We start from the raw sequence: 15,728 nt of genomic DNA on the forward strand, positions 1-15,728 counted from the left end.
GGTGGAGTGTGTTGCAACTCCAACGTCGACCTGGCGAAAGCCAGGACCCATTACCCCAGGGAGAGGTTTGGCGAAGATTCGAGGTTAGCAGTTTCGCGCCACCACTACGCCTTGGGGGTAATGGGTCCTGGATCTACGCTCCGCTTGTCCAGGACGACAATCACTCCAAATTGGTATTGAACTCGTACGACTTCTCCGGTCCGACCAGCGTGAACTTCAGCGCTGCGCCGTCGGGCTTGGCGCCCGGCGGCAGTCCGTCGAGCTCGAAAGAAAATCGCTTCACGCCAGGTGGGCTGGGCTCGACCGGTGCCGGGATGGGCAACGCCCAATCAGGCGTCGGGCCTTCCACGTAGAGATTGACGGTGCGCGCATCGGGCGCGACCACGTCGACCACGACATTCTTGGGCCCGTCACGCTTGACGTCGCGGATGGTGAGCGGGTTGGGATCGCCGATGGTGGCAGGCTTGGGCACGGTGTCGAGCGCTGCACGCAGATTGGCGTCCTCGGTCGAGGCGACGCTGTTGAAGCCGAGCTCGGCGCGGGCCTCGACGGGAATGCACAGCTTTTCGCACACCGCATAATTGATTTCGGCGCGCAGCGTCACCGGCTTGTCGGCCGCCTTGGCGATGATGCGCAGGGGCAGCACGATCTGGTTGTGATAGCCGATCGAATGGCCGCCCGCGCCGTCGTCGAATTTCTGCGGGGCCGGCCACATCACCGTCACCGCTTCGACATTGTCGGATTTCGAGAAATCGAAGCGCGGCGGAACGCCGGAATCGCCCGGCATGCGCCAATAGGTCTTCCAGCCGGGCTGGATCTGGAAGGCGATACCGCCGAGCAGGACGGCGCCGCTGCGCGATCCCGCCAGCAACCGCACCGCGGAATGTCCGTCGCGTTGCCATGGCGATGAATCGTCGGCATGGGCATCAAGCGCCAGCGACGACGCGAGCAGGGTTGTCGCGACGCCAACCGCCGCACGCAGGGGAACTCTTGTCAGCATGGTACGTCTTTACAGGGTGACCCCGCGGCAAACCATTGAATTGCTTGTGATGGATGCACTTGAATCGAGTCCCTGCAAGCCTTGATTTGACAGCCGGTCGGCCCGACATCAGGATAGGAACTGAAACCGGAGTGCTTCACCGATGGCTCCCACAGGCAAGAGGACGGGCGAAAGCACCCGCAAGTCAGCCCCCGCGCTCCCGAGTTCGGCGGGCTACCTCGACGGCCAGCTGTTGATCGCCATGCCCGTGATGGGCGACGAGCGCTTCGAGCGCTCGGTGATCTATCTCTGCGCCCACTCCGCCGAAGGCGCGATGGGCATCATCGTCAACCACCCGGCCGGCAGCATCGACTTCCCCGAGCTGTTGGAGCAACTCGGCATCATCAAGAAGGGCGAGCACATCAAGCTGCCGGAGAATGCCGAAAGCATGAAGGTGCTACGCGGCGGTCCGGTCGATACCGGCCGCGGCTTCGTGCTGCATTCCAGCGATTTCTACATCGAGAACGCGACGCTCCGGATCGACGACGGCGTCTGCCTCACCGCGACCGTCGACATCCTGCGTGCGATCGCCAACGGCTCCGGTCCCAAGCACGCCATCCTCGCGCTCGGCTATGCCGGCTGGGCGCCGGGCCAGCTCGAGACCGAAATCCAGAGCAATGGCTGGCTGCATTGCGACGCGGATTCGGATTTGATCTTCGGCGACGACGTCGACGAAAAATACGGACGCGCGCTGCGCAAGATCGGCATCGATCCCGGCATGCTCTCGAACGAGGCCGGGCACGCGTAGCGCCATTCTCGCTGCCGTGTATCGCCCTCCGCTGTCATGCCCCGGCTTGACCGGGGCATCCAGTACGCCGGGGCGTATCGGCTCTATCGCAGCTGTCTCGGAGTACTGGATCGCCCGGTCAAGCCGGGCGATGACACCGACTGCTGAGTAGCGCCTACTCCGCCGCCTGCTGCTGCACCGTCGGCTCCGTGCCTGCCACCGTCGCGCGGCGCATGTCGCGGGGCTGCGACTGGTCGTAGCGGCGGACGCGGTGCATGGTCTGGCGGTTGTCCCACATCACGAGATCATGCAGCTTCCATTTGTGGACGTAGACGAACTCGCTTTGCGTCGCGTGCTCGTTGAGATCGCGCAGCAGCAGCCTGCCCTCGGGGACGCTCATGCCGACGATCTTGCCCGCATGCGATGAGAGATAGAGCGACTTGCGGCGATGCACGGGATGGGTGCGCACGAGACGTTGCAGCACCGGCTTGAACATCTGCTTCTCGTCATCGGTGTATTCGGTGAAGCCGAGCGATCCCCGCGAATACATCAGCGAGTGCTCGCAGACGAGGTCCTCGATTTCGGCCTTGGTCTCGTCGTCGAGCGCATCATAGGCCGCGCGCATGTCGGCGAATTCGGTGTTGCCGCCCTTCGGGTTCACCACGCGCGCCGACAGCAGCGAGAATTTTGCCGGGATGGGGCGGAACGAGCTGTCGGAATGCCACAGGCAGTTGCCGAGATTGAACAGATGCGCGCGGCTGTCCTTCGCCAGCGGCTTGCCGTCCTTGCCGAGATTGGAGACGTCGTTCAGGCCCGTCTGGAGCCGGTAGTCCTTTTCCTTCGTCACGGTGCCGCCGCGCGCGTCCTCGCGCTGGCCGAAATTCAGCGCAAAGGCCATCTGCTGTTCGTCGGTGATGTCCTGATCGTGGAACACCAGCACCGCATATTTGTCCATGGCGGCTTCGACCTCGCGCGCCTCATCTGGTGTGAGAGGCTGTCGCAGATCGAGGCCGGAAACCTCGCCGACAAAATGTGTCTGAAGTTGCCGGATGGCGATCGTCATGGCGTTTTCTCCCGGGCGTGCAAGCGGTTGGTCCCGCTCTGTCGAGGAAAAAGTTACTCCCGTAACGGGCGATGTCAACGCTCGGTGCGCATAGCTGCCTATAGCCCGGATGGTGCGAAGCGCAATCCGGGGCATCGTGCCGCGGAAAGACCTTCCCGGATTGCGCTGCGCTCCATCCGGGCTACAGCTCTCACGCGTTGCGCGCCATCAGGCCGCCGTCGACGGGGATGACCGCGCCGGTGAGGAAGGACGCCGCCGGCAGGCACAGGCTCAGCGTCATGTGCGCGACCTCCTCCGGATCGCCGTAGCGGCCGAGTGCCGTGCGGCGCTTGGCGTAGATGGTCTTGTGCTCTTCCGAGATCCGGTCGGTGATGGCGGTGCGGACCGGCCCCGGGCAGATGCAATTGACGGTGATGCCTTCGCGGCCGAGCTCCACCGCGAGCGAGCGGGTGAGGCTGGCGACGCCGCCCTTTGCCGCCGAATAGGGGCTGTGCAATGCGGTGGCGCCGAGCGCCTCGGTCGAGGCGATGTTGACGATGCGCGGACTTTTCGACTTGCGCAAGTGAGGCAGCGCGGCGCGGATGATGCGCGGATGCGCCGTCAGCATCACCGTGAGGCCCCTGGCCCAGGCGTCCTCATAGGTCTCGTCGTCGATCGCGACGCGCACGGAGATGCCGGCATTGTTGACGATGATGTCGAGCCCGCCGAAATGCGCGGCGACGTCGCCGACCACGCGTTTGATCTCATCGCCGTCGGCAACATCGAGCTTCCAGGCTTTCGCGGCGCCGCCGCTTGCCGCGTCTCCTTCGCGACGGCCAGGGCGCCTTGCTCGTCATAATCCGTGGTGGCAACGTTGGCGCCGTCAGCGGCGAACACGCGTGCCGTTGCACGCCCCATGCCGCTGGCCGCGCCGGTGACGAGAACGGTCAGGCCCTTCACGGACCGGCTGAGCTGTTTGAACTCGGACATGCTGTTTCCTCGCGGCGTCTTGTTTCTTGTTATGAGATGGACAAGGCTGGCATCGATCCGCAGACAGGTCAAACAAGCAGAACAAAAGGGAGGCCCCGATGACGAACGAACTCGATTTCCCAGGCAAGCAGGTGCTGGTCGTCGGCGGATCCAGCGGCATCGGCAACGGCATCGCGCAAGCCTTTCGCGTCAGGGGCGCGCAAGTAGCGGTCTGCGGCACGCGGGCTCACGCGAAGGAATATTCGCAAGCGGAGGGCTCGGATCTCACCGGTCTTTCCTACGCGCAGCTCGACGTCGGCAATGCCGGAGCGGTCGAAGCGTTCAAGCCGTCGTTCGAACGGCTCGATATCCTGGTGCTCGCGCAGGGCGCGGTGCTCTATCGCCGTGGCGAGTTCGAGATGGCGGGCTTCCGCAAGGTCGTCGAGGTCAATCTGATGAGCCTGATGGCCTGCGCCACGCGCTTTCATTCCATGCTGCGGGACTCGCGGGGATCGCTGATCATGGTGTCCTCGACCGCGGCCTATCATTCCACCATGGGCAATCCTGCTTACAACGCGTCGAAGACGGGCGCGGTCGGATTGACGCGGACGCTGGGCGAGGCCTGGGCCGAAGACGGCATCCGCGTCAACGGCATCGCGCCCGGTCTGGTCGACACCAAGATGACGAAGGTGACGACCGACAATCCCAAGCGGCTCGAAGGTGCACTTTCGCGCATTCCGCTGCGGCGATTGGGCACGCCGGCTGACATGGCGGGCGCGGCGCTGTTCCTGGCATCGCCGCTGTCGTCCTACATCATCGGCCAGACATTGGTCGTCGACGGCGGGCTCATTCTTTGAGTCCAATTTCAAGTCACATGGAACTGCGCCGCTCCTGATCGGTTACTTGGGCTGACCCCCGAGGAGGAGCATCATGGATAAAGATCGGATTGTCGGATCGGCCAAGGAATTCGCCGGACGCGCGGAAGGCGCTGTCGGTGATCTCGCAGGCGATGCGCAGACACAGGCGTCGGGCAAGGCGCGGGAAGCCGCAGGCTCCGTGCAGAATCTCTACGGCCAAGCCAAGGATGCCGTCCGTGACGCGACGGACACCGCGGCCAGCTATGCCAAGGACGCCTATGACAAGCCGGCCGAAACCTTGCGCGACGGTTCGCAGGCGATTGCCCAGAAGGTGCAGGACAACCCGCTCGGCGCGCTGCTGGTCGCCGGCGGTATCGGCTTCGCCCTCGCGTTGCTGATGGCACGGCCTTCGCGCCGCCCGCCGCCGCGCTGGCGCTATTACGGCTAAAGCCAACGCACGATAAGCATCAGGCCCCGGACGCAACACGGCGTGTAACGCCGCGTTGCTGAGCCGGGGCCCATTCTTTTTGGACGTGCTGGTCCCGGCTCTGCGCAGCAGCGTTTCACGCTGCAGAGCGTCCGGGACACGAAGACCTCAGCTTAGAAAAATTATCGGAACACTTCCGCCGATCGCCCGACATTGCCAGGCGGCCGCGGGATCGCGGGGTTGGGAGTCGGATTGCGCGGCGCTGGCGCCAATTGACGCGGCGGGGGCGGCGGCGAGCCAAAGCCGAAGAAATCGCGCATCGATGGCGCTGCCTGTGCCGGTTGCTGCGGCGCCGGTGGCTTCTTCGGCGCAAGCTTTGGCGGGGCGATCGCTGCGGCCGCACCCGGCGTACCGCCATCGGGTGTCGTCGTGGCGACCGGCGTATCGCCCTTGGCCTGCTCGCGGCCGACTTCGCGGCGCGGCCAGGCATAGTCGTCGGCGCGGCCGGCAGGCGCAGCCAGTGGCTCGCCCTTCACCATCGTCTTCGCAGCGAGCGCATCGACGGCGGCAGGACGCGAGCCCGGCCCACCCAGCAATTGATCGGTCGAGATCGAGGCCGCAACCAGCGGCACGATCGGGCCGGCCAGCGGCCGCGGTGCGGGCTTGCCGGGCTCGGCGCTGGTATCGGGTGTCGCCGGCTCGCTCGGCAGCGCGATCGGGCCGGAGCGGCCTGCGAGCAGGCGCGTGATCTCGCGCTCGACATAATGCGCGAGCTTGCGCGCGCCGGGTTTTGTGAAATAGACGCCGTCGCCGCTGCGGAGCTGACGGATCTGGCCTTCGAAGTCCGGGCCCTTCTGAAGGAAGCGGCCGGCTTCGTCTACAAAGCCGTCCCAGACGTCGACATAGGTGATGCCGGCCTTGGCCGCGCCTTCGCGATAGAGCGAATCCAGGAACAGCATGTCCGCCGTGCCCTTGGGGCCGCGGATCGCGGGCAGGCCGACCCAGAGCACCGGCACGCCTTTGGCCTTGAGGACGTTGGCGAGCTCCTCGATCTTCTTGCCGTAGAGCTCGACCCAGCGCTCGTCGCGGAATTCGTAGACACCGTTCGGATTGCGCGCCGTCTTTTCGGGCGCGGCCGCAGGCGTGTCGGCGTTATCGGCATCATCCTGCGGCAGGTCGGTGTCGGCGGGCTTGTCGTCCGGCTTGGCGGCCGTGTCGGGTTTGGCATCGCCCGGCTTGTCACCCGGCTTTCCTTGCGGCTTGGCGCGGGCGCCCTTGTCGTTCTTCTTGTCTTTGTCCTTGTCCGAGGCCTTGTCGGATTTCTCGGCCACCGGCTCGCGGATCGAGATGCGGTCGTTGAGGCCGAGCATGACGACGATGATTTCAGGCTTCTCGGTCTCGAGAATGCCCTTGGCCGCAGCCACCCAATCAGAGGGCTCGCCCTTCGGCTGGTACTTGATCAGGCCGGATGTGGTCTTGTGCTTGCGGATCACGCCCATGTCGGGCTGCTCGGTGTAGGCGTCTTCCAGGCCGTAGGCGAGCCAGTCGGCCATGGCGTCACCGATCACCAGCACGTTCTTGTCGGGCGTGGTGTCACGCTTGGCTGGCGCCGGCGCGCGCGAAAAATCCTGGCGCGGCGCCTGCTGCTGTTGCTGCTGGAACGGCGCGAAGAAATCTCCGCCGAACCAGCCGCCGCCTCCGCCATTGCGCGGCGGCGGGGCCGCGCGCTGCGGTGGACCGCCGAAGCCGGGGAAGTTGAAGAACTGCGCCGAGGCCGGGCCGGCAACCGATACCAGAATCGCAAGCGCCGTCCCCAGCGCGATCAACGGGCCGGTCTCGGTCAGCGCCTTGAGCAGGGACTTCTTCGACATGCGATCTCGGGCACGCGCAATGGGGGATCGGGACACGCTCGATATAATAACGGAATCGGGCGCCAAACGGGCAGATTCTGTTGCAGATTTTGACCCATACGCCGAGGAACAGGCGCCGCCGTCAAGGCTGCCTGCCAAAATCCCTGTTCAGGGTTACTTTCGACGCGATTTTACCGCCCGCGCAGCCGGTCCAGCACGTCGGAGGAGGCAAAACCGTCGGCGGGGACCCCGATCGAGGCCTGGAAGTTGCGCAGGGCCTCCCGGGTCTGGCCACCGAACTGGCCGTCCGGGGTGCCCTTGTAGAAGCCGCGTTGGGCCAGCAGCTGCTGCAGTTCCAGCCGCTCGGTGCGGGACAGCTCCCGCTCCTGCCGCGGCCAGGGCTGCACGAAGGGCTGGCCGCCGCGGAGGCGATCGGCGAAATGGCCGATCGCCAGCGCATAGGCCTCGGCCGGGTTGTACTTCATGATGACGCGGAAGTTCTGCAGCATCAGGAAGCCCGGCCCTTGGGCACCGGCCGGCGCAAGCAGATAGGCCTTCTCCGCCGGATGCGGGAAGGGCTGGTTGGTCGGGCGCTTGAGGCCGAGCTTTTCCCATTGCGCCATCGTCATCGCCTTGGCGCGGTCGGCCAGCATGTAGTTGAAGCCTTGGGGCACCACGACCTCGTAGCCCCAGGTCTGGCCGGCCTGCCAGCCGTCCTTCTTCAGATTGTTGGCGGTCGACGCGATCAGGTCGGAGGGATTGTCGACGACGTCACGCCGGCCGTCGCCGTCGCCGTCCACGGCAAAGCGCTTGAACGCGGTCGGCATGAACTGCGTCGGGCCGAAGGCGCCGGCCCAGGAGCCGCGCAACTGTTCGGGCCTGAGATCGCCGCGGTTGAGGATCTCCAGCGCCGAGAGGAATTCGTCCTTGAAGTAAGCTTGGCGGCGCCCGATGCAGGCGAGCGTCGCGGTCGATTGCAGCACGCTGCGATCGCCCATCTGCGTCGAGTAGTTGGACTCGATGCCCCAGATCGAGGCGATGATATAGCGGTCGACGCCGGTGGCTTTTTCAGTGGCGTCGAACTGCGCTTTGTACTTGGCGAGAACCTCGCGGCCCTTGGCGAGGCGGTTGTCGTTCACGAGGATGTCGAGATAATCCCAGATCGACTTAGTGAACTCGGGCTGCGAGTCCATCAGGTCCATGATGCGCAGATCGGGCGCGAGGCCTGCCGTGAAGCGCTGGAAATTTTCCTGAGTGATGTTGCGCCGTGCGGCATCGGGCCACATCCCTGCGACGCAATTGTTGAAGCTACCCGCGGCCTCGCGGATCGCGGCGGCTGTCATCAGCGGATGGCCGGAGGCGCCGTCCTCGCCGGTCCAGGGTTGAACTCCCGTTTGAGCGCCGCTGGACCCGGGCGCTGCTTGCGAAGTCGCCGGGTTCGGGCCTGAGAAAATACCGCCGAACAGATTGGACAGACCGTTCTGAGCCTGCGCGCCGGCGGGAAGCGGGAACAGCAGGGCGGCCGCAATCATCGTCGCACCGGTCACGGACCCGCCCCGTTTCGCCAGCCCTGCCATTGATTGCATCATGTCCACACCTGTCCGGCCAAAATCCGCCCTCAGGAGGCCTGGTTACGGTTGCCAACAGCTTAACAAAGGTGAAATTTTGATGGTGGCCTTTTTCTTAACTCTGTGAGGATGAGGCCCCACATCCGCCTTTGTTGGCGGCTGCAAACAAGCTAGCAAGATGCCATTGCTCCCTTCACGTGTTCCTCAGGTATTCGATCAATCCCATGAAAATCCGCAAAGCCGTATTTCCCGTTGCCGGCCTCGGCACCCGCGTCCTGCCCGCCACCAAGGCGATGCCGAAGGAAATGCTGACGATCGTCGACAAGCCGCTGATCCAGTACGTCTATGACGAAGCCAGGGAAGCCGGCATCGAGCACTTCATCTTCGTCACCGGCCGCAACAAAAGTGTCATCGAAGATCATTTCGACCGGATGTTCGAGCTTGATGCGACGCTGGCCGCGCGCGGCAAGAAGACCGAGCAGGACGTTCTGGCGCAGAACCAGCCGGAGGCCGGCGCCGTCAGCTTCACTCGCCAGCAGGCGCCGCTCGGCCTCGGTCACGCAGTCTGGTGCGCGCGCGACATCGTCGGCAACGAACCGTTCGCGGTCGTGCTGCCGGACGAACTCGTGCTCAATTCGCCCGGCTGCCTGAAGCAGATGATCGACACCGCCAGCAAGCTCGGCGAAAAATCCAATGTCATCGCGGTCGAGCCGGTGCCCGACCATCTGACCCATCAATACGGCATCTGCGGCGTCGGCAAACGCACCGGCAAGATGTTCGAGGTCGACGGCATGGTCGAGAAGCCGGCCAAGGGCACCGCGCCCTCCAACCTCTCGATCACCGGCCGCTACATCCTGCAGCCGGAGATCTTCAAGATCCTGGAGACCCAGGAGCGCGGCGCCGGCGGCGAGATCCAGCTCACCGACGCCATGATCGGCCTTGCCAGATCGCAAAAATTCTACGGCGTCGAGTTCGAGGGCGAGCGCCACGATTGCGGCTCCAAGCCCGGCTTTCTCCGCGCCAACATCGCCTACGGCCTGAAGCGGCCGGAGCTGCGTGACGGGCTCATTGCGGAAATGAAGAAGTATTTGGGGCAGTAACGCTCCCAGTCGTCCCGGCCTAGTGCGCAATTGCGCACTAGGCCGGGACGACACTGAAGTTGTGGCGAGCGACACCTCCAACGCCGAGACTTAAGCCACCAGCGACAGCTTCGGCAGGCTCGCGACCACCGACTGGTTGCGGCCGCCGGCTTTTGCGGCGTAGAGCGCCTTGTCGGCGGCGGCGACCAGGAGCGGCCAGTCCATGCCGGTGGTGGGAACGAGGCTCGCGATGCCGCAGGACACCGTCGAGCTCGTGTGGTCGTCGGACCAGCCCTGCACCTTCGCGCGGATCTTCTCGGCCACCGTGAGGGCGTCGGTGACCGAAGTGCCCGGCAGCAGCACGGCGAATTCCTCGCCGCCATAGCGCGCGGCGCAGTCGCTGGCGCGGCTCACCGAATCGGAAATGCAGATGGCGATGCCGACCAGCACCTGGTCGCCGGCCTGGTGGCCGAACGTGTCGTTGTAGGCCTTGAAGTGATCGGCATCGATCATCAAGAGCGCGATCGGCGTCTGCTGCCGCATCGCGCGGCGCCATTCGACGTCGATCACCTGGTCGAACTTGCGGCGGTTCTTCAGGCCGGTGAGCGCGTCGGTCGTCGCCATCTCCTCGAGCTTGCGCTCGGCCTCGGCGCGCCGGCCGATCTCGCGCGCGAGCACCAGCGTCGATGCCAGCATGAACACGCTGAGCGCCAGCACCACGGCGCCGATGCGGTAGGCTTCCTTCTGCCAGAGCTCGAACACGGCGTTCAGTGGCTTGCCTGCCACCACGAATAGCGGGCTGCTCCCACTACTGCGGACATAGAGCCGCGGCGTGCCGTCGATCGGCCCCTGTCCGGCGAATGCGCCGCCGACCTTCAGATTTTCGGCCTTCCAGACCGGCCGGTTGGCCAGATTCGTGCCGATCACGTCGAGATCAAACGGCCGCCGCATCATGACGGTACGGTCGCGCCTGAGCACGGTGATGGTGTCGTCGGCATCGAGGCTCAGCCGCTCGAACAATTCGTGGAAATAGCTGAAGCGGATCGATCCGGCGACGACGCCGAGGAAGCCCCCGTCGGTGTCGCTGATACGCCGGCTCAGCACGATCGAATAGGCGCCGCGGAACAGCATGGGACGGCTGATGAAGAGGCCTGCGTCCGGATTGTCGCGATGAGCCTTGAAGTAATCCTCGTCGCTGCGGTTCTCGGCAACGGGATCGAGCGTGGAGGCGTCGATGGTTAGCCGGCCGTCGGCGTCGAACACCTGGATCGCGCCGAAATGCCTCGCCGTGGTCGCATGGTCGAACAGGATGAGGTGACGGATCGGCTTCGAGACCGTGGCTATCTCCGGCAGCAGCATGTTGCTGGCGACCGCCTTGAGGGCCAGGTCGTAGATCTCGATGTTGCGGCTGACGTCGGACTCGATGGTCGTCGCCAGGTTTTCCAACGTCTGGCGGGCGAGCGCCTCCTCGCCGCGGCGCATGTCCAGCATGACGTTGACGCAAATGGCGGAAAAGCCGATCACCGTCACCACGGACGAGATGATCAGCAGTTTCGCCGAAAGCCGCCATGGCCGCCGGGCCGTGACGTCGCGCCATCGAGACAACATCATTTGCTCCCGACATTAGTGAATGCGCCCGAAAGCTTGAGCAGTGTTTAAGCCGGGACGGCGCTGCCGGAATGAGTTAAAAATTGGTTTCCGCGGCTGACGTTTTTGGGCAAAGCGGGGCTTCGACCAGCGAAGAGGACAGCGGTGAACGACTACGACGCGTTGCGCGATTATCTGATGCGGCAGAAGCAGGCGGAATTCGTGCTGACCTATGAACAGATCGAAGAGATCATCGGCGCGGCCCTGCCGCGCGCGGCGAATCGTGCCTCATGGTGGGACAGCCTGCGCAGCCCGGACATCCAGATGCCCCAGCGCGAAGCCTGCCTCGCCGCGGGTTTCAAGGCGATGCGAATGCCGGACGGTGCGAGCGTGCGGTTCACGAAGCTGAAGAGCGACCGGCGGCGGCCAGTATCGTAGGGTGGCGAAAGCGAAGCGTGCCCACCACCTCTGTTGCAATGTTGGATTGATGGTGGGCACGGCGCAAGTGCGCCTTTGCCCACCCTACGGGACCGGACTCGCGTTGAGATCAGCTCGCCGCTTCCAGGCGCACTTCCGTGAGCAGGCGCATCGCGGCGTCGGCGTCCATGGGTTCGCCGAAGGCAAACCCCTGCGCGTATTCGCAGCCCATCTGGTAGAGCTCGACCGCGTCGGAATCGGTCTCGGCACCTTCGGCGACCACGTCCATGCCGAGGTCGTGCGCGAGCGCGATGATGGACTTCAGGATCACCGGGCGGGTGCCGCGGTTGGTGGTGCGCACGAAGGACTGGTCGATCTTGATGGTGTCGTACGGGAAGCGCTGCAGATAGGCCAGCGACGAATGGCCGGTGCCGAAATCGTCGAGCGACAGCCCGGTGCCGAGCTCGCGGATCCGCGTCAGCATCTGCGCCGCGTGCTCCGGATTCTCCATCACCAGCGATTCCGTCAATTCCAGCTTCAGCGTGCCGCGCGCGACCGAGGAGCGCGACAGCACGGTGCGGATGTCGTGGATCAGATCGTGGCGCAGCAATTGCCGCGAGGAGACGTTGACGGATGCGAAGATCGGCTCGCGCGAGCGCATCGCGCGCTGCCAGATCGAGAGCTGCTTGGCGGTCTGGTCGAGCACGAACATGCCGAGGTCGATGATCAGGCCGGTCTCTTCCGCGATGGTGATGAATTCCGACGGCGCCATGCGTCCGAGCTTGGGATGATCCCAGCGCACCAGCGCCTCGAAGCCGGCGACGGAGCGGTCTTCGAGCCGCACGATCGGCTGGTACAGGATCGTGAGCTCCTGCCGCTCGATGGCGCGGCGCAATTCGCTTTCCAGCGTCAGCCGGTCGGTTTTTCGCGCGCGCATCGCGGACTTGTAAACGTCGATGCGGTCGCCACCGATGCGCTTGGAGTGATACATCGCAAGCTCGGCGTCCTTGATGATCTCGTCCGTGAGCTGAACTTGCGGATCGGACAAGGCAAGGCCGATCGAGGCCGTGAGAAAGATCTCGCGTTCGTTGAAGGCGATCGGCGCGCGGATGGTCTTGCGGATGGTCTCGGCGAAAGCGGTGATGCGGGCGGGGTCCTGCTCCGAGAGCAGGATCAGGCCGAACTGGTCGCCGGCGAGCCGCGCCAGCGTATCCTGCGGCTTCAGGATGCGGGTGAGGCGGCGGGCCAGCGTCAGCAGGATGGAATCGCCGACCGCGATGCCGACGGAATCGTTGACCTGCTTGAAGCGGTCGAGGTCGATCACCATCAGCGTCGGCCGCAGCGTCGGCATGGTCTTGGCGAAATGCGCGACGGCGCCGAGCCGGTCCATGAACAGCTTGCGGTTGGGCAGGCCGGTGAGATTGTCATGCACGGAATCGTGCAGCAGGCGCTCCTCGGCGTTGCGCAGCTCGGTGACGTCGGTGAGGGTGCCGACCACGCGCGAGACCTCGCCGTCGGAGCCGACCACCGGGCGCGCCTTCAGCGCGAACCACATGAAGTGACCGTCCGGCGTGCGCAGGCGGAAATCCTGCACCAGGCGGCCGCGGCGCTGGTCGAGCACGCTGTCGAGCGCGGCGCGGAAACGATCCTGGTCGAGCGGGTGCAGCACTTCCAGCCAGGAGGCGGCCGGGCCTTCCAGCGTGCCGCGCTTGAGGCCGAGCAGGGCCTCGGTCTCGGGGCTTGTGAAGACCTTGTCGGCGGAAACGTCCCAGTCCCAGATCAGATCGCCGGAGCCGGCCAGAGCCAGCGCGCGGCGCTCGATGTCGGAGACGACGCCGGTGGTGGCGCCGCCGCCGGCGAAGGCATGCTGCATCACCGTGAAGCCGATCAGCATCACGATCAGCACGAGGCCGCCGAGCAGGGCAGGGCCGACGATGTCGTTGGTGACGGAGCCTGCGACCGTCATGCCGGCCGCGACCACCCAGACCACCAGCAGGAACCAGGTCGGGATCAGCAGCACCGCGCGGTCGAAGCCGTGGGTGGAGAGATAGACGATCAACGCGAAGCCGGCGAAGGCGATCAGCACCAGCGAGATGCGCGCGATGCCGGAGGCCACCGCGGGGTCGAACAGGGCCAGCGCAACCAGCGAGCCCAGGAACGCGAGCCAGCCCACCGTGATGTGGGAATAGCGCACGTGCCATCGACTGAGATTGAGATAGGCGAACAGGAACACCAGCAGCGTCGCCGCCAGTATCGCCTCACCCGCCGCGCGCCAGATGCGCTCGGCGTTGTTCGACATGTCGAGCACCTTGCCCCAGAAGCCGAAATCGACGCCGATATAGACCAGCACCGCCCAGGCCAGCGCCGCGGCGGCCGGGAACATGATGCTGCCCTTGACCACGAACAGGATGGTCAGCACCAGCGCCAGCAAGCCGGAGATGCCGATCACGATGCCCTGGTACAGCGTGAACGAGTTGACCTTGTCCTTGTAGGATTCCGGCTCCCACAGATAGAGCTGCGGCAGCTTGTCGGTGCGCAGCTCCGCGACGAAGGTGACGACGGCGCCGGGATCGAGGGTGACGCGGAAGACGTCGGCGGTCGGGCTCTCCTGCCGCTCCGGCCGGTCGCCGGTCGAGGGCGTGATGGTCGCGATGCGGGACAGCCCGAGGTCGGGCCACAGCAGCCCCGAGGAGACGATGCGGTAATGCGGGGCGACGATCAGGCGGTCGAGCTGGTCGTCGGTGTTGTTGGCGAGCGCGAACACCACCCAGTTCTGGCCGCCTTCGCGGGCGCGCACCTCGATGCGGCGGACGATGCCGTCGGTGCCGGGCGCGGTGGAAACCTGGATGCGGTCGGCGTCGCTGCGCTGATGCTCGAGCACGCCGGTGAGGTCGATTGCGGGCGCGTCACCGCGGACGCTGACAGCGTCGAGCGCGCGCGCCGGGAACGCGCAGACGAGAATCATGAGGCCCAGCGCTATGGGCGCGAGGCACCTGATCAGACGCAAGGTCAGTTCTCCGCGTTCGACGCAAACTCTTCGGTGCAGGCTCTTCGGTGCACGGCGTTTTCCGAACGGAACAAAGTGGTTCGGTGCGTCGCGATAGATGCCACGAAAGCGAGGAAAATCAAAGGGTTTCCGGCTAGCCCTGTGGGCCGCTGGCCTAGACCTCCAACACAATTTTGCCAATATGTGCAGAGGTTTCCATCCGCCGGTGCGCGTCGGATGCCTTTTCCAGCGGGAAAGTGCTGTCCATCAGCGGCTTGACCCGGCCTTCGCGCAACAGCGGCATCACTTTCGCCTCGATCGCGGCCACCATCGCCGCCTTGTCCGCATTACTACGGGGACGCAGCGTCGAGCCGGTGTGGGTCAGGCGCTTCACCATCACCTTGGCGATGTTGACGGTGACCTTGGGCCCGTTGAGGGTCGCGATCTGCACGATGCGGCCGTCGACCGCGGCGGCGTCATAGTTGCGATCGACATAGTCGCCGGCGACCATATCGAGGATCAGATTGGCGCCGGCATTGTTCGTCTCCGCCTTGACCACGGCGACGAAGTCTTCGTCCTTGTAGTTGATGGCCCGATCCGCGCCGAGCTTGAGGCAGGCATCGATCTTGTCCTGCGATCCCACGGTGACGATCACCTTGGCGCCGAACGCTTTTGCGAGCTGGATCGCCATGGTGCCGATCCCGGAAGAGCCGCCATGGATCAGCAGCGTCTCGCCGGCCTTCAGCCCGCCGCGCTCGAACACATTGTGCCAGACCGTCATCAGCGTTTCCGGCAGCGCACCGGCTTCCTTGATCGAGAGCGACGGCGGCACGCTCATCGCCTGACCGTCCTGGGCGATGCAGTACTGCGCATAACCGCCACCGGCGACCAGCGACATCACCTTGTCGCCGATCTTGTGCCGCTTGGCGTTGCTGCCGACGGCCACCACTTCGCCCGCGATTTCGAGGCCGGGCAGGTCGCTGGCGCCGGGCGGCGGCGGATAGGCGCCGGAGCGCTGCGCGACGTCGGGCCGATTGACGCCGGCGGCCTGCACCTTGACCAGGATCTCGTCGGGACCGGGCTGCGGCAGCGCCCGTTGTTCCGGCACCAGCACTTCCGGTCCGCCGGGTTTGGAGATGGCGACCACGGTCATTTGCGCGGGCAGCTTGTCCATGATGTG

General features: G+C 65.2%; 12 protein-coding genes and 1 pseudogene. 5 read left to right on the forward strand and 8 right to left on the reverse strand.

Annotation, left to right across the window (positions count from 1 at the left end):
- Positions 1-160 precede the first annotated feature (160 nt).
- Complete coding sequence (locus BRA1253DRAFT_RS27715; protein WP_007599865.1) at positions 161-1,000, reverse strand: protein-disulfide reductase DsbD domain-containing protein; 840 nt, start codon at positions 998-1,000, stop codon at positions 161-163.
- Between the two features lie 142 nt (positions 1,001-1,142).
- Here BRA1253DRAFT_RS27715 and BRA1253DRAFT_RS27720 point away from each other — a divergent pair, with 142 nt between their 5' ends.
- Positions 1,143-1,787 carry a YqgE/AlgH family protein gene (locus BRA1253DRAFT_RS27720; protein WP_007599866.1) on the forward strand — a complete coding sequence of 215 codons (645 nt, stop codon included), beginning with the start codon at positions 1,143-1,145 and terminating at the stop codon, positions 1,785-1,787.
- 154 nt (positions 1,788-1,941) lie between these two features.
- Here BRA1253DRAFT_RS27720 and BRA1253DRAFT_RS27725 read toward each other — a convergent pair whose 3' ends face one another.
- Positions 1,942-2,829, reverse strand: a complete 888-nt coding sequence (locus tag BRA1253DRAFT_RS27725) for a TauD/TfdA family dioxygenase (protein WP_007599867.1) — start codon at positions 2,827-2,829, stop codon at positions 1,942-1,944.
- 190 nt (positions 2,830-3,019) lie between these two features.
- Positions 3,020-3,798: pseudogene (locus BRA1253DRAFT_RS27730) on the reverse strand (SDR family NAD(P)-dependent oxidoreductase).
- Between the two features lie 98 nt (positions 3,799-3,896).
- On the opposite strand from BRA1253DRAFT_RS27730, the gene BRA1253DRAFT_RS27735 reads away from it, so the two are divergent.
- Positions 3,897-4,634 carry an SDR family NAD(P)-dependent oxidoreductase gene (locus tag BRA1253DRAFT_RS27735; RefSeq protein ID WP_007599876.1) on the forward strand — a complete coding sequence of 246 codons (738 nt, stop codon included), beginning with the start codon at positions 3,897-3,899 and terminating at the stop codon, positions 4,632-4,634.
- A gap of 73 nt (positions 4,635-4,707) precedes the next feature.
- Positions 4,708-5,082, forward strand: a complete 375-nt coding sequence (locus BRA1253DRAFT_RS27740; RefSeq protein ID WP_007599877.1) for a CsbD family protein — start codon at positions 4,708-4,710, stop codon at positions 5,080-5,082.
- A gap of 161 nt (positions 5,083-5,243) precedes the next feature.
- Here the strand turns inward: BRA1253DRAFT_RS27740 and BRA1253DRAFT_RS27745 are convergent, their stop codons facing one another.
- Complete coding sequence (locus BRA1253DRAFT_RS27745; protein ID WP_007599878.1) at positions 5,244-6,932, reverse strand: SGNH family hydrolase; 1,689 nt, start codon at positions 6,930-6,932, stop codon at positions 5,244-5,246.
- 170 nt (positions 6,933-7,102) lie between these two features.
- The gene (locus BRA1253DRAFT_RS27750; RefSeq protein ID WP_007599883.1) at positions 7,103-8,500 is read right to left on the reverse strand and encodes a lytic murein transglycosylase; all 1,398 of its coding nucleotides are present in this window, start codon (positions 8,498-8,500) and stop codon (positions 7,103-7,105) included.
- Between the two features lie 203 nt (positions 8,501-8,703).
- Between BRA1253DRAFT_RS27750 and BRA1253DRAFT_RS27755 the strand changes: the two genes are divergently transcribed.
- Positions 8,704-9,579, forward strand: coding sequence for a UTP--glucose-1-phosphate uridylyltransferase (locus BRA1253DRAFT_RS27755; protein WP_007599884.1), 876 nt, complete (start codon positions 8,704-8,706; stop codon positions 9,577-9,579).
- 90 nt (positions 9,580-9,669) lie between these two features.
- Here BRA1253DRAFT_RS27755 and BRA1253DRAFT_RS27760 read toward each other — a convergent pair whose 3' ends face one another.
- Positions 9,670-11,166: a sensor domain-containing diguanylate cyclase gene (locus BRA1253DRAFT_RS27760; protein ID WP_007599885.1), complete on the reverse strand. Its 1,497-nt coding sequence runs from the start codon at positions 11,164-11,166 to the stop codon at positions 9,670-9,672.
- Between the two features lie 144 nt (positions 11,167-11,310).
- Between BRA1253DRAFT_RS27760 and BRA1253DRAFT_RS27765 the strand changes: the two genes are divergently transcribed.
- Positions 11,311-11,583, forward strand: a complete 273-nt coding sequence (locus BRA1253DRAFT_RS27765) for a hypothetical protein (protein WP_007599886.1) — start codon at positions 11,311-11,313, stop codon at positions 11,581-11,583.
- 109 nt (positions 11,584-11,692) lie between these two features.
- Here BRA1253DRAFT_RS27765 and BRA1253DRAFT_RS27770 read toward each other — a convergent pair whose 3' ends face one another.
- Together BRA1253DRAFT_RS27770 and BRA1253DRAFT_RS27775 are read right to left on the reverse strand one after the other, a co-directional pair.
- Entirely contained in the window at positions 11,693-14,569 is a 2,877-nt protein-coding gene (locus tag BRA1253DRAFT_RS27770) for an EAL domain-containing protein (RefSeq protein ID WP_007599888.1), read from the reverse strand.
- A 154-nt stretch (positions 14,570-14,723) separates the two neighbouring features.
- Entirely contained in the window at positions 14,724-15,722 is a 999-nt protein-coding gene (locus BRA1253DRAFT_RS27775) for an NAD(P)H-quinone oxidoreductase (protein WP_007599890.1), read from the reverse strand.
- Positions 15,723-15,728: the final 6 nt, after the last annotated feature.

Origin of the sequence: Bradyrhizobium sp. WSM1253, from assembly GCF_000244935.1 — a bacterium.
Classification (GTDB): domain Bacteria; phylum Pseudomonadota; class Alphaproteobacteria; order Rhizobiales; family Xanthobacteraceae; genus Bradyrhizobium; species Bradyrhizobium canariense.

Coding starts and splice junctions, on each gene's coding strand:
- BRA1253DRAFT_RS27750 (WP_007599883.1), bottom strand. CDS start 8,500: ATGATGCAATCAATGGCAGGGCTGGCGAAACGGGGCGGGTCCGTGACC.
- BRA1253DRAFT_RS27740 (WP_007599877.1), top strand. CDS start 4,708: ATGGATAAAGATCGGATTGTCGGATCGGCCAAGGAATTCGCCGGACGC.
- BRA1253DRAFT_RS27720 (WP_007599866.1), top strand. CDS start 1,143: ATGGCTCCCACAGGCAAGAGGACGGGCGAAAGCACCCGCAAGTCAGCC.
- BRA1253DRAFT_RS27755 (WP_007599884.1), top strand. CDS start 8,704: ATGAAAATCCGCAAAGCCGTATTTCCCGTTGCCGGCCTCGGCACCCGC.
- BRA1253DRAFT_RS27745 (WP_007599878.1), bottom strand. CDS start 6,932: ATGTCGAAGAAGTCCCTGCTCAAGGCGCTGACCGAGACCGGCCCGTTG.
- BRA1253DRAFT_RS27760 (WP_007599885.1), bottom strand. CDS start 11,166: ATGTTGTCTCGATGGCGCGACGTCACGGCCCGGCGGCCATGGCGGCTT.
- BRA1253DRAFT_RS27775 (WP_007599890.1), bottom strand. CDS start 15,722: ATGGACAAGCTGCCCGCGCAAATGACCGTGGTCGCCATCTCCAAACCC.
- BRA1253DRAFT_RS27725 (WP_007599867.1), bottom strand. CDS start 2,829: ATGACGATCGCCATCCGGCAACTTCAGACACATTTTGTCGGCGAGGTT.
- BRA1253DRAFT_RS27735 (WP_007599876.1), top strand. CDS start 3,897: ATGACGAACGAACTCGATTTCCCAGGCAAGCAGGTGCTGGTCGTCGGC.
- BRA1253DRAFT_RS27715 (WP_007599865.1), bottom strand. CDS start 1,000: ATGCTGACAAGAGTTCCCCTGCGTGCGGCGGTTGGCGTCGCGACAACC.